Here is a 13356-nt window from a genome sequence, read left to right as displayed (position 1 = left end):
TCAGGATGGTCCGTACAGGGCGGGCGATTGACCCATTCGAGCTGCCCGCCCCGTCCTCGGCCCGCTACTCGGCGCGTTTGTCGACGCGCTGTTCGGTCCGCAGGCGGAACCAGTAGAAGCCGTGGCCCGCCAGGGTCAGCAGGTACGGCCACTCGCCGATCGGCGGGAAGCGCACGTCACCCGTGAGCTCCACCGGGACCCGCCCGTTGAACGACCGCAGATCCAGCTCGGTGGGCTGCGCGAAGCGGGAGAAGTTGTGCACGCACAGCACCAGGTCGTCCCCGTACTCGCGGAGGAACGCGAGCACCGCCGGGTTCGACGACGGCAGTTCGGTGTACGAGCCGAGACCGAAAGCGGTGTTCGCCTTGCGGATCTCGATCAGCCGCCGGGTCCAGTGCAGCAGTGAGGAGGGCGACGCCATGGCCGCCTCGACATTGGTGACCTGGTACCCGTAGACCGGGTCCATGATGACCGGCAGGTTCAGCCTGCCCGGATCGCACGAGGAGAAACCGGCGTTGCGGTCCGGGGTCCACTGCATGGGCGTGCGCACACCGTCGCGGTCGCCCAGCCAGATGTTGTCGCCCATGCCGATCTCGTCGCCGTAGTAGAGGATCGGCGAGCCGGGCAGGGACAGCAGCAGGGCGGTGAACAGCTCGATCTGGTTGCGGTCGTTGTCCAGGAGCGGGGCGAGCCGGCGCCGGATGCCGATGTTGGCCCGCATCCGCGGATCCTTGGCGTACTCGGCGTACATGTAGTCGCGCTCTTCGTCCGTGACCATTTCGAGGGTGAGCTCGTCGTGGTTGCGCAGGAAGATTCCCCACTGGCAGCGGTCCGGGATCGCCGGAGTCTTGGCCAGGATTTCGGAGACCGGGTAGCGGGACTCTCTTCGTACGGCCATGAAGATGCGCGGCATGACGGGGAAGTGGAACGCCATGTGGCACTCGTCCCCGCCCTTCGCGTAGTCCCCGAAGTAGTCGACGACGTCCTCGGGCCACTGGTTGGCCTCGGCGAGCAGGACGGTGTCCGGGTAGTGCGCGTCGATCTCGGCCCGGACCCGCTTGAGGAGCTGGTGGGTTCGGGGCAGGTTCTCGCAGTTGGTGCCCTCCTCGGCGTACAGGTAGGGCACGGCGTCGAGGCGGAAGCCGTCGATGCCGAGGTCGAGCCAGAAGCGCAGGGCCGAGACGATCTCCTCCACCACGGCCGGGTTCTCGTAGTTGAGGTCCGGCTGGTGGGAGAAGAAGCGGTGCCAGTAGTACTGCTTGCGTACCGGGTCGTACGTCCAGTTGGAGGTCTCGGTGTCGACGAAGATGATGCGGGCGTCCTGGTACTGCTTGTCGTTGTCGGCCCACATGTAGTAGTCGCCGTACGGACCGTCCGGGTCCTTGCGCGACTGCTGGAACCACTCGTGCTGATCGCTGGTGTGGTTCATGACGAAGTCGATGATCACCCGCATGCCGCGGGTGTGCGCGGCGTCCACGAACTCCACGAAGTCGGCGAGGTCGCCGAACTCGGGGAGCACGGAGGTGTAGTCGGCGACGTCGTATCCCCCGTCGCGCAGGGGTGAGGCGAAGAACGGCGGCAGCCAGAGGCAGTCGACACCGAGCCACTGGAGATAGTCCAGCTTGCTGGTGAGCCCCTTGAGGTCCCCGACGCCGTCGCCGTTGCTGTCGTGGAAGGAGCGGACGAGGACCTCGTAGAAGACCGCCCGCTTGAACCAGTCGGGATCGCGGTCCTTGGCGGGGGTGTCCTCGAAGGTGTCGTGGACGGGATCGTTGATCATCATGTGGTGGGTGACCCTCCGGTGGGCGGGGACGGTCGCAGAGCGGCCAGTACGTGCGCGGGCGCGCGGCCCGGCTCTAGGCGCACGTAGTTCGCTCTGCCCCAGTGATAGGTCTCGCCGGTGAGCTCGTCGCGCACCGCGAGGGACCCGTGCCAGTCGAGGCCGAGTACCGGCATGTCCAACGAGACCGTCGCCTCCTGGGTGTGGTGCGGATCGAGGTTGACGACCACCAGTACGGAATTGGCTCCGGCGTGCTTCGAATAGGCGATCACCTGTTCGTTGTCGGTCGAGTGGAAGTGGATGTCGCGCAGCTGCTGGAGCGCGGGGTTGCGGCGGCGCAGCCGGTTCAGCGAGGTGATCAGCGGGGCGATGGTGGCGCCGGTGCGGTCGGCGGCCGCCCAGTCGCGTGGCCGGAACTCGTACTTCTCGGAGTTCAGGTACTCCTCGCTGCCCTCCCGCACCGGAGTGTTCTCGCAGAGCTCGTAGCCGGCGTAGACCCCCCAGGCGGGGGAGAGGGTGGCCGCGAGGACGGCCCGGACCTCGAAGGCGGGACGGCCGCCGTGCTGGAGGTACTCGTGCAGGATGTCCGGGGTGTTGACGAAGAAATTCGGCCGCATGACCGAGGCGGAGGGGGTGGCGGCCAGTTCGGTCACGTATTCGGTCAGCTCGGCCTTGGTGTTGCGCCAGGTGAAGTACGTGTACGACTGCTGGAAGCCGATGGCGGCCAGCGCCCGCATCATCGCGGGCCGGGTGAAGGCCTCCGCCAGGAAGATCACGTCCGGGTCGGACTTGTTGATGTCCGCGATCACCTTCTGCCAGAAGACGACCGGCTTGGTGTGCGGATTGTCGACCCGGAAGATCCGGACGCCGTGGCCCATCCAGTGCCGCAGGATCCGGCAGGTCTCCTCGACGATCCCGGCCATGTCGGTGTCGAAGTGGATCGGGTAGATGTCCTGGTACTTCTTCGGAGGGTTCTCCGCGTACGCGATCGTCCCGTCGGCGCGGTGGCGGAACCACTCCGGGTGCTTCTCCACCCAGGGGTGGTCGGGGGAGCACTGCAGGGCGAAGTCCAGCGCGATCTCCATGCCCAGCTCGCGGGCGCGCCCGACGAAGGCGTCGAAGTCCTCGATGGTGCCGAGCTCCGGGTGGACCGCGTCGTGCCCGCCCTCCGTGGAGCCGATGGCCCACGGCACGCCGGGGTCCCAACTCCCCGCGGAGAGCGTGTTGTTCGGCCCCTTGCGGTAAGTGGACCCGATCGGGTGGATGGGTGGCAGGTAGACCACGTCGAACCCCATCGCGGCGATCGCCGGCAGCCGCTCGGCGGCGGTCCGGAAGGTCCCGCTGACGGGAGCCTCGTCGGGCTCCAGCACTGCTCCCTCGGAGCGCGGGAACATCTCGTACCAGGAGCCGAAGAGGGCCCGCTTGCGCTCCACCAGCAGCGGCAGCGGCTTGGAGGCCGTGACCAGCTCCCGGTACGGGCGCCTGGCGAGCGCGGCGTCCACGGCGGGGTCCAGGGCGGCCCTGTGGCGTTCGATCGCGGGCCGGTCCTCGTCGCGCATGGCCTCGGCGGCGGCCAGAACGGCCTCGCGCCCGTCGCGCTTGGGGATCCGGGCCCCGGCCCGCTCGTAGAGCTCGGCGCCCTCCAGCAGCATCAGCCCGGTGTCGATCCCGGCGGGGATCTTGATCGCGGCATGGGCCCGCCAGGTGGCCACCGGATCGCTCCACGCCTCGACGGTGTACGTCCACCTCCCCTCGACCTCGACGGAAATCTTGGCCCCCCACCGGTCGGTGCCGGGGGCGAGTTCGCTCAGCGGCACGGGGGCGCGCAGCCGCCCGCCCGGATCACGCAGGACGAGGTGGGCGGCGACGGCGTCGTGCCCCTCGCGGAACACGGTGGCGGAGATCTCGAAGACCTCGTCCACGACCGCCTTTGCGGGTCTGGCGCCGCAGTCGACGGCGGGGCGGACGTCCAGCACGGGAATGCGACCGATCATGATGGGATCACCTGGGGGCAGTTCGCAGGGCTCGGTGACAACAGGCCAGCCGGAATCACGGCTGGTAGTGCACGCTCTGTTCGCTCTGTTTCTAGCCGCTCAGTGGACGGCTGGGCTGCGGGCATGGCCGCTCCTGTCCGCGTTCACTCGGGTGGCGGGGAGAGGGTTTGTGGGCGGGTGCGCCGTGCGTGTACGCGTGTACCCGGGGAGCCCTTCCCACTATCACCCCACCCAACCCGGGTGCTCGGTTAACTACTCGTACGTAGTGGAACGGGCAATACCAAGGGTCCGGTCGACTTCCGGCCGGGCTTCGTCAAGTCGGCCGGGACCAGGTGACGTACGGGCGGACGCGGCGGCGGGCGGGGGCGCGGCCGGGGTGGGGCCGGGGCGCGGCCGGGGCGGGGAAACACCCGTCACACGGGCCCCGGGGACCCCGTCGACCGAGCCGCCGGCACCACCCCGGGAGGCGACGGTCCGTCAGGCCGGAAGGCCGGGGTGACCAGCGGTCCCGGGATCCTGAAGATGCGTTCGAAGGGCGACCGCCGTCGTCCGGCTGTGCCGGCGCGCACTCGCCGGGGCCGACGGGCGGGGCGGAGCGCCCGCTGCCGCGGCGGATCCCGGGCGGCGGCGCGCAGGAGAGGCGATCCCCGGCGATTTCCGGCCGAGCGCCCGGAAGCCCGCGGTCGCACCCGCCTCCGCGGGCGCCACAGGCGCCATGGCCGGAACCCGCGGGCGTCGCTAGCCTTCCGGGGGTGATGCGCGGGTGCACAGCGTGGTGCGGCCGCTCCTATCCGTAATCCCCTGCGAAGGTGGAACACGTGAAGGCTATCCGTCGATTCACCGTGCGCCCCGTCCTCCCGGAATCCCTGCTGCCGCTCACCGGCCTCGCGCGCAATCTGCGCTGGTCGTGGCATGCCGAAACCCGTGAACTCTTCCAATCCGTCGACCCCGAGGGCTGGCAGGCCGCCGGCGGCGATCCCGTCCGGCTGCTCGGCGCCGTCCCCGCGGCCCGGCTCGCGGAACTGGCCGCCGACCGCCGGTTCCTGCGGCGGCTCGCCGTCGCCGCCGCCGACCTCGATGACTACGTGAACGGCGGGAGGTGGTACCAGAGCCAGGAGAACGCCGCGGAACTACCTGCCGCCATCGCCTATTTCTCGCCCGAATTCGGGATCACCGCCGCCCTGCCCCAGTACTCCGGCGGCCTCGGCATCCTCGCCGGGGACCACCTGAAGGCCGCCAGCGACCTCGGCGTCCCGCTCATCGGCGTGGGCCTGCTCTACCGCCACGGCTACTTCCGGCAGTCGCTCTCCCGCGACGGCTGGCAGCAGGAGCACTATCCCGTCCTCGACCCCAACGAACTTCCGCTCGGCCTGCTCCGCCAGGACGACGGCACCCCCGCCCGCGTCTCGCTGACCCTGCCCGGCGGACGCACCCTGCACGCCCACATCTGGCAGGCCCGTGTCGGCCGGGTGCCGCTGCTGCTCCTGGACTCCGATGTCGAGGACAACGACGCCCCGGCCCGCGAGGTGACCGACCGGCTCTACGGCGGCGGCAGCGACCACCGGCTGCTCCAGGAGATGCTGCTGGGCATCGGAGGCGTGCGCGCGGTGCGCACGTACTGCCGGATCACCGGGCACCCCGACCCCGAGGTCTTCCACACCAACGAGGGCCACGCCGGATTCCTCGGGCTCGAACGCATAAGGGAACTGGAGCGGGAGCAGGGCCTCGGTTTCGAAGCCGCCGTCGAGGCGGTGCGCGCCGGAACCGTGTTCACCACGCACACCCCCGTCCCGGCCGGGATCGACCGCTTCGAGCGGGCCCTGGTCGCCCGGCACTTCGGGGAGGGCGGCGAACTGGCCGGCGTACCCGTCGAGCGGATCCTGGAACTGGGCGCCGAGACCTACCCCGGCGGCGACCCCGGGGTGTTCAACATGGCCGTGATGGGCCTGCGCCTGGCCCAGCGGGCCAACGGGGTGTCCACCCTGCACGGCGCCGTGAGCCGGGAGATGTTCGCCGGGCTGTGGCCCGGCTTCGACCCGGCCGACGTGCCCATCACCTCCGTGACCAACGGGGTGCACGCCCCGACCTGGGTGGCCCCCGAGGTGATCCGGCTCGGCGCCCGCCAGATCGGCGCGGGCCGCACCGAGGACGCCCTGTCGGTCGGCGGCTCCCCCCGCTGGGACGCGGTCGCCGACATCCCGGACCAGGACGTGTGGGACCTGCGCCGGGTACTGCGCGAGCAGCTGGTGCAGGAGGTACGGGACCGGCTGCGGGCCTCGTGGCGCCAGCGCGGGGCCGCGGCGGCCGAACTGGGCTGGGTCGACTCCGTACTCGACCCCGACGTGCTGACGATCGGCTTCGCCCGGCGCGTGCCCTCGTACAAGCGGCTGACACTGATGCTGCGCGATCCGGAGCGGCTGCGCAGGCTGCTGCTGGACCCGGAGCGGCCGGTGCAGATCGTCGTCGCGGGCAAGGCGCACCCGGCCGACGACGGCGGGAAGCGGCTCGTGCAGGAACTGGTGCGGTTCGCGGACGACCCGCGGGTACGGCACCGGATCGTGTTCCTGCCCGACTACGGCATGGCCATGGCACAGAAGCTCTACCCGGGCTGCGACGTCTGGCTGAACAACCCGCTGCGGCCCCTGGAGGCCTGCGGCACGAGCGGGATGAAGGCCGCACTGAACGGCTGCCTCAACCTCTCCGTGCTGGACGGCTGGTGGGACGAGTGGTTCGAGCCGGACTTCGGCTGGGCCATCCCGACCGCCGACGGGCTCGGCGCGGACGAGGACCGGCGCGACCACCTGGAGGCGAGCGCCCTCTACGAGTTGATCGAGAATCGGGTCGCGCCCCGGTTCTACGACCGGGGCGGGCGCACCGGGCTCCCGGTGCGGTGGATCGAGATGGTCCGGCGCACCCTGGTCTCGCTGGGGCCGAAGGTGCTCGCCGGACGGATGGTCCGGGAGTACGTGGAGCGGCTGTACACGCCGGCCGCGCTCGCCCACCGGGCCCTGGACGCCGAGGCGGCGCGTGACCTCGCCTGGTGGAAGGGGCGGGTCCGGGCGGCCTGGCCGAGGATCTCCGTCGAGCACGTGGAGACGCTGGCCGAGGCTCCGGTCAACGGCACCGCCGAGCTGGGCGCCACCCTCACCCTGCGCGTGCAGGTGGCGCTGGACGCGCTCGCGCCCGAGGACGTGGAGGTACAGGCCTTCGCCGGCCGGGTGGACCCGCAGGACGTGATCCGGGACGGGCGGAGCTTCCCGCTCAAGCCGGCCGCGGGACCCGATCTGGACGGCCGCTGGGTGTACGAGGGCCCGCTCGCGCTCGACCGTACGGGGCCCTTCGGCTACACCGTGCGCATCCTGCCGTCGCATCCGCTGCTGGCCACCCCGGCCGAATTGGGCCTGGTCGCGGACCCGGTCGAGACGGACGCGGGGGGCGGCGTGCTCCTGCGCTGACCTCATGGGGCCGGGCGGCCCGCACCGCGGGTGCGGGCCGCCCGGCCTCCCGGGTGAACCACGCTCGCGCAGGGTCTGCCGAAACGTTTCGGCGCGGTGTCCCGCTCCTACGCTGCCCGAGGATGCCACCGGACCGGTATCCGCGGAACCCGAGGAACGGACACCCCCATGCGTCTTCGCTCGACCGCCGCCGTGATCGTCGGCGCTCTCGCGCTCGCCCTGCCCACCGCCGGGCCGTCGCTCGCCGACGACCACGGCGAACGCGCCCTCGGCACGCTGCACTACGAGTACCTCGACGCGAGCGGCGCCCCGCGCAACGGGCGGATCCTGCCCGCCGACAACGACACCTGCTACCTGCTGACGCGCACCTCACGCGACGAGCCCGCCATCGAGGTGCGCAACGAGACGCAGTCGCTGGCGGTCCTCTTCGACAACCGCAGCTGTGAGGGCGAGGCGGAGACGGTGCTGCAGCCGGGGGGCAGGGCGAAGCAGGTGGAGGTCGTCTCGGTCCGCTTCAAGCCGGTGGACGACGAGGAGGCGGGCCGCGGCGACAACGGCGGCAACGGCACCTGGCCGGGCCGGGGCGACCAGGACCAGGACCAGAACCGTGACGACGAGGACGAGGTGGAGGGCTTCGTCGCCCGCATCCTGCGCGCCCTCGGCTGATCCGGCCCCGATCGCCCCGGACACCCCGATCGCCCCGGACTCCCCGGTCGCGAGGGGCTCATGGAACAGGGCCGCCCGGGGAGGATTCCTCCCGGGCGGCCCCGTGATCTATCTGCTCAGCCGGTGTTCACGCTGCCCCGGTGGGGTCAGAAGGTGAGCTTCCAGCTGTTGATGTAGCCGGTGTCCAGGCTGGCGGCGTCCCTGACGCGCAGCTTCCAGGTGCCGTTCGCGACCTCGGAGGAGGCGTTCACGGTGAAGGACTGGACGATGTTGTCCGCGCTGCCGCCGGTGCGGTTGCGCAGGTTGTAGACGCTGCCGTCGGGAGCGACCAGGTCGACCACCAGGTCACCGACGTAGGTGTGGACGATGTTCACGTCCACCTTGAGGGCGCTCGAGGCGTTGCCCGTGCGCGTCACGTTGATCGGGGACTCGACGGTCGCGTTGTCCGCGATCTGGTAGTCCGTGGTGTTCTCGAAGACGTTCGGCTGCGTGGTGCCGACCGTCCAGGTGAACGCCGCGGTGCCGGTCTGGTTCTGCGAGTCGGTCACCGTGACGGTCACGTTGGACGTGCCCGCGGTGGTGGCGGTGCCCGAGATCAGGCCGTTGGAGGAGTTGATCGACAGCCCGGCCGGCAGGCCGGTCGCCGCGTAGCTCAGCGCACCCGGGTTCGTGCTGGTGGCCTGGACCTGCAGGCTGACGGCACTGCCCGTGACGGTGTTCTGGTTGGCGATCGGAGTGACCGAGACGCCGTTGGAGATGCGGGATCCGACGGCGATGCCGGCCCACGCGTTGGCGACGTTGTTGTAGATCGTCGAGCCCTGGCCGTAGAGGTCCGCGGCGGCCTTCAGGGTCTGGACGCGGGCTTCGGCGTAGTTGGTGTTCGACTTGAAGTAGCCCACCGTCAGCGCACGGAACCAGATCTTCGAGGCGGCGTCACGGCCGATCGCGGTGACGGGCAGGCCGTCCGCGGTCGGCGAGTTGTAGCTCACGCCGTTGATGACCTTGGCGCCCGAGCCCTCGGAGGCCAGGTAGTACCAGTGGTTGGCCGGGCCCGAGGAGTAGTGGACGTCGATGCCGCCGAGGCCGGAGTACCAGCTGTCCTTGGACGAGCCGTCCTTGCTCGGCTTGTCCATGTAGCGCAGCGGGGTGCCGTCGCCGTTGATGTCGATCTTCTCGCCGACCAGGTAGTCGCCGACGTCCTGCGGGTTGTTGGCGTAGAACTCGACGGCCGCGGCCATGATGTCCGAGGTCGCCTCGTTCAGACCGCCGGGCTCACCGCTGTAGGTCATGTTGCCGGTGACCGAGGTCAGACCGTGGGTCATCTCGTGCGCGGCCACGTCGGTGGAGGTGAGCGGCTTGTTGTTGCCCTCACCGTCGCCGTAGGTCATGCAGAAGCAGGAGTCGCTCCAGAACGCGTTGACGTAGGCGTTGCCGTAGTGGACCCGGGTGTACGGGGCCACGCCGTCGTTGCGCAGGCCGTTGCGGCCGTGCACGTTCTTGTAGTAGTCCCACGTGACAGCGGCGCCGTAGTGGGCGTCCGCGCCGGCGGTCTCCAGGTTGGACGGCAGGTTGTTGCCCCAGGTGTCGTCCGGGCCGGAGAACAGGGTGCCGGTGCCGGAGCCGGTGCCGCGGTTGAGGTTGTACGTCTTGTGGTTGCCGCGGGCGGCGTCGGTCAGGTTCCAGGTGCTGCCCGACTGGGTGGTCCCGAGGGTCACCTGGCCGCTGTACATCGTGTTGCCCGTGCCGGTCTCGATGGCCTGCCACTCGGTGATCTTGGCGCCGGTCTTGGCGTTGGTCACCACGTGGAGCTCGTTCGGCGTGCCGTCGTGCTGGAGGCCGCCGACGACGGTCTCGAACGCGAGGACCGGCGCGCCCTCGGCCGCCCAGATCACCTTGCGGGCGCCCTTGGAGGCCTTGGCCTCCTTGGAGCCCTCGGCGTTGGCGGCGGAGACGGCCTGGCTCTCGGCGGCCGCCGGGGTGACGGTCGCGCTGGTGTCCGCGACCTTGATCTCGTGGTTCGTCGCCTTGGTCACGCTCTTGGTGACCCCGCCCTTGGCGTGGACGGTGAGGTCACCGCCGAGGACCGGGAGTCCGTCGTAGGTGCGCTCGTAGGTCGTGTGCGTGGTGCCGTCGGCGTCCTGGACCACGTCGCGGACGACGAGCTTCTCGCCACTGCCGAGGCCGAGCGCCTTGGCGGCCTGGACGGTGGTGGAGTTGGCCTCGGCCAGGAGCGTCGCACGCTCCGAGGCGCTGAGTGCGCGGTTGGCCGAGCCCGGGTTGGACTGGGCGGCCTTGGGTGCCTGCGACGCGGTGGCGTCGGCGGTCGCGGTGCCGGTCTGTATACCTACGGCGAGCAGGGCTGCCGCGGCAACGAGCGCGCCGGCTGCGGTGGCACGCCTCTGGGGGGTGGACCTCAACGCAGACTCCTTCTGCAAGGGGGGTTCCGGATGGCTGGGTGGGCCTCCGGGCAGAACAGGGCTGGTGCGATGAACGGTCGAAGATTGCCACTCGCAGCGACAGATGTCAGGGCCGCGTCAAAAGGTTGGCCGGAAACGGTCCGTTGTTCGAAGATGCGTCTCCGGTATCCGGACCATTCACCTTCGCATGCCTCCCTGTACCGCCCAGCATCCGGAATGTCAGGTACCGGTTGCTAACACTTGCGCAACAAGCGGCTACGTTGACCCAAACGGCATTTACCGTACGGGTGTTTGTCGTACTGTTTGCCGGTGCGGCAGATGTTCGGTGCCAGGGGAAGCCATGGACACCTGCCGTTGTCATAGACCACGTGCCAGGGGGGCCCATGAGGCATGTCCATTTTCCTGCGCAAAGAGTGGCCAGGGCGGCCCGGGAGTCCCTTGCGCCCGCACGGCGCCTCGGGGACAAGGCCCGTTGGTACCGCCCTGCCGCAGTCGCCGCCGATTTCCTCGGCGCCGCGATCCCCGTAGGACTCGTCTTCGATGCCGCGCAGCAGGTCCGGCCGGTCTACTGCGCCCTGGCCGCGGCCGTGGCGTGGACCGGGGTGCAGGCGCTGCGCCGGCGCTACGCGTCCCGGGCGCTCGGGGAGTCCCGCGGTGTGCTGCCCGTCGTACATGACTGGCTGATTCTCATCGGCGTGCTGGCCGTTGCGCGCGTGGTGACCGAAGAGGCCACCCCCCGGCTGTCCGCCCTCGGGGCCCTGCTGCCCGCTCTGCTCATCACCGTCGCCGTCCACAAACTGACCTACCGTCACCTCTCGGCCGCCCGCCGCGAGGCCCAGGCCGTGAGCCGCGTCCTGGTCGTCGGCGAGCCCGACGCGGCCGAGGACGTCATCGCGCACCTCGCCGCCCGCACCGACCACCCGTACGTCGTCGTCGGAGTGGTCCCGGTCGGTACCGGGCCCCTCGCCAGCGGGGTACCCGTGGCGGCGCGGCTCGACGGATCGACCCCCGAGGTCCCGAACGGCGACTCCGCCGCCGTGCTCGGCGCCGTCGCCAGCCACCACGCCGATCTCGTGCTCGTGGCCCCCGGCGTGCGGATCACGGGGGAGCGGCTGCGCCGGATCGCCTGGGCGCTGCACGACGCGGGGCTGGAACTCGCGGTGTTCCCCGGGCTGGTGGAGGTCTCCGTCAAGCGGCTGGAGACCCTGTCCGCGGGCGGGCTCGCCGTGCTGCGGGTCGCGCCGCCCGTCAGCCGCGGGGTGCAGACCCTGCTCAAGTCGGCCCTGGACCGGGTGGGAGCCGCGGCAGGACTGCTGCTGCTCTCCCCGCTCCTCCTGGGGATCGTGCTGGCCATACGGTGCGGCTCGCGCGGCCCGGCCTTCTACCGCCAGCGGCGGATCGGCCGCGACGGGGCCCCGTTCGTCATGTGGAAGTTCCGCACGATGGTCGTGGACGCCGACGCGCTCAAGGCCGACCTGTCCGGGTCCAACGAGAACGACGGCCTGATGTTCAAGATGCGCCGCGACCCCCGGGTCACCCGGGTGGGCAGACTGCTGCGCCGCACCTCGCTGGACGAACTCCCGCAGCTCATCAACGTACTGACCGGCAACATGTCGCTGGTCGGGCCGCGCCCGCCGCTGCCGGAGGAGGTGGCGAAGTACGACGAGGTCGAGCTGCGCCGGCTCACCGTACGGCCCGGGATGACGGGGCTGTGGCAGATCAGCGGACGGTCCGACCTGTCCTGGGACGAGACCATCCAGCTCGACCTGCAGTACGTCGACAACTGGTCCTTCACCAGCGATGTCGACGTCATGGGCCGCACGCTCCGCGCCGTCGTCGACGGCCGCGGAGCGTACTGAGGAACCTGGGCCGCCCGTGCGATCAGCTCTGCTCGCGCCACCACCGGTAGGTGGCGGCGATGCCGTCCCGCAGTGGGACGGCGGGCTTCCAGCCGAGCGAGGTCAGGCGGCTCACGTCCAGCAGCTTGCGCGGGGTCCCGTCCGGCTTGGACGTGTCCCAGGCGAGGCGGCCGCGGAAGCCGGTCACCTCGGCGACGGTCTCGGCGAGTTCCTTGATGGTCAGGTCCTCGCCGCAGCCGATGTTGACGGGCTCGTCGCCGTCGTAGGTGTTCAGCAGCACGGCGCAGGCCGCGGCCAGGTCGTCCACGTGCAGGAACTCCCGGCGCGGGGTGCCCGAGCCCCACAGCGTGACCTCGTCACGGCCCTCGGCGGCGGCCTCGTGGAAGCGCCGGACGAGGGCCGGCAGGACGTGCGAGGTCTCCAGGTCGAAGTTGTCGCCCGGGCCGTAGAGATTGGTCGGCATGGCCGAGATGTACGAGGCCCCGTACTGCTTGCGGTAGGACTGGACCTGGACGATGCCGGCGATCTTCGCGAGGGCGTAGGCCTCGTTGGTCGGCTCCAGCGGGCCGGTCAGCAGCGCGTCCTCGCGGATGGGCTGCGGGGCCAGCTTCGGGTAGATGCAGGACGATCCGAGGAACAGCAGCCGGCCCACGCCGGCGGCGTGCGAGCCGCCGATCACGCTGAGCTGGATCTGCAGGTTCTCCTCCAGGAACTGCACCGGGTACGTGCTGTTGGCCATGATTCCGCCGACCTTGGCGGCGGCCAGCACCACGGCGTCCGGGCGGACGTCCTTCAGGTACGCCGCGGTCGCGGCGGCGTCCCGCAGGTCGAGGTCGGCCCGGCCCCGGGTGAGCACCTCGTGGCCGTCGGCGGTGAGCCGCCGGACGACCGCGGACCCCACGAGGCCGCGGTGGCCCGCGACGAAGACGCGGGCGTTCGGGGGCAGGAGCGGCAGCGAACTTGTCATACCGCCGATGATGCCAGTCCGCGCGCGCCGGGGTCGCAGGGGTCCACCGGGGCGACCGGAACCAGGGCCGGCCCGGCGCGCGTCCGCTCCGGGGAGGGGCCTGCGCCCCGCCGGGGCGGCCCGGGGGCGGCCGTGTACGGTAACGCAATCCGGCCCCCGGGCCGCGGCCGGGCCGTTCGGTGCGACGCCCGAAAGCCCGCTCCGCACCCACCCCGAGG

At 70.9% G+C, this 13356-nt stretch carries 7 protein-coding genes; 3 read left to right on the top strand and 4 right to left on the bottom strand.

All coding sequences use genetic code 11. From position 1 onward, the window contains the following. Positions 1-64: 64 nt before the first annotated feature. Both treS and OG373_RS13320 read right to left on the bottom strand, forming a co-directional pair. The gene (treS, locus tag OG373_RS13325; protein WP_397732574.1) at positions 65-1783 is read right to left on the bottom strand and encodes a maltose alpha-D-glucosyltransferase; all 1719 of its coding nucleotides are present in this window, start codon (positions 1781-1783) and stop codon (positions 65-67) included. Next, complete coding sequence (locus OG373_RS13320) at positions 1780-3774, bottom strand: maltotransferase domain-containing protein (protein ID WP_405438390.1); 1995 nt, start codon at positions 3772-3774, stop codon at positions 1780-1782. The genes treS and OG373_RS13320 overlap by 4 nt, the downstream gene beginning before the upstream one ends. 818 nt (positions 3775-4592) lie before the next feature. Here OG373_RS13320 and glgP point away from each other — a divergent pair. Further along, on the top strand, positions 4593-7229 hold the full coding sequence (gene glgP / locus OG373_RS13315) for an alpha-glucan family phosphorylase (RefSeq protein ID WP_405438388.1): 2637 nt from the start codon (positions 4593-4595) through the stop codon (positions 7227-7229). 168 nt (positions 7230-7397) lie between these two features. After that, a complete protein-coding gene (locus OG373_RS13310) occupies positions 7398-7895 on the top strand; it encodes a hypothetical protein (RefSeq protein WP_405438385.1) in 498 nt (165 codons plus the stop codon). A 146-nt stretch (positions 7896-8041) separates the two neighbouring features. Here the strand turns inward: OG373_RS13310 and OG373_RS13305 are convergent, their stop codons facing one another. Then, the gene (locus OG373_RS13305; RefSeq protein WP_405438384.1) at positions 8042-10312 is read right to left on the bottom strand and encodes a M4 family metallopeptidase; all 2271 of its coding nucleotides are present in this window, start codon (positions 10310-10312) and stop codon (positions 8042-8044) included. Positions 10313-10695: 383 nt separating this feature from the next. On the opposite strand from OG373_RS13305, the gene OG373_RS13300 reads away from it, so the two are divergent. After that, positions 10696-12171 carry a sugar transferase gene (locus OG373_RS13300; RefSeq protein ID WP_405438382.1) on the top strand — a complete coding sequence of 492 codons (1476 nt, stop codon included), beginning with the start codon at positions 10696-10698 and terminating at the stop codon, positions 12169-12171. Between the two features lie 22 nt (positions 12172-12193). Here OG373_RS13300 and OG373_RS13295 read toward each other — a convergent pair whose 3' ends face one another. Next, positions 12194-13138: a GDP-L-fucose synthase family protein gene (locus OG373_RS13295; RefSeq protein WP_405438380.1), complete on the bottom strand. Its 945-nt coding sequence runs from the start codon at positions 13136-13138 to the stop codon at positions 12194-12196. Positions 13139-13356 lie beyond the last annotated feature (218 nt).

This window comes from Streptomyces avidinii (assembly GCF_045161815.1).
In the GTDB taxonomy this organism is placed as follows: Bacteria; Actinomycetota; Actinomycetes; order Streptomycetales; family Streptomycetaceae; genus Streptomyces; species Streptomyces avidinii.
The sequence above is the reverse complement of the archived record's forward strand: the minus strand, read 5'-3'. Positions and strand labels throughout refer to the sequence as shown.

Coding starts and splice junctions, on each gene's coding strand:
- treS (WP_397732574.1), bottom strand. CDS start 1,783: ATGATGATCAACGATCCCGTCCACGACACCTTCGAGGACACCCCCGCC.
- OG373_RS13320 (WP_405438390.1), bottom strand. CDS start 3,774: ATGATCGGTCGCATTCCCGTGCTGGACGTCCGCCCCGCCGTCGACTGC.
- OG373_RS13310 (WP_405438385.1), top strand. CDS start 7,398: ATGCGTCTTCGCTCGACCGCCGCCGTGATCGTCGGCGCTCTCGCGCTC.
- OG373_RS13300 (WP_405438382.1), top strand. CDS start 10,696: ATGAGGCATGTCCATTTTCCTGCGCAAAGAGTGGCCAGGGCGGCCCGG.
- OG373_RS13295 (WP_405438380.1), bottom strand. CDS start 13,138: ATGACAAGTTCGCTGCCGCTCCTGCCCCCGAACGCCCGCGTCTTCGTC.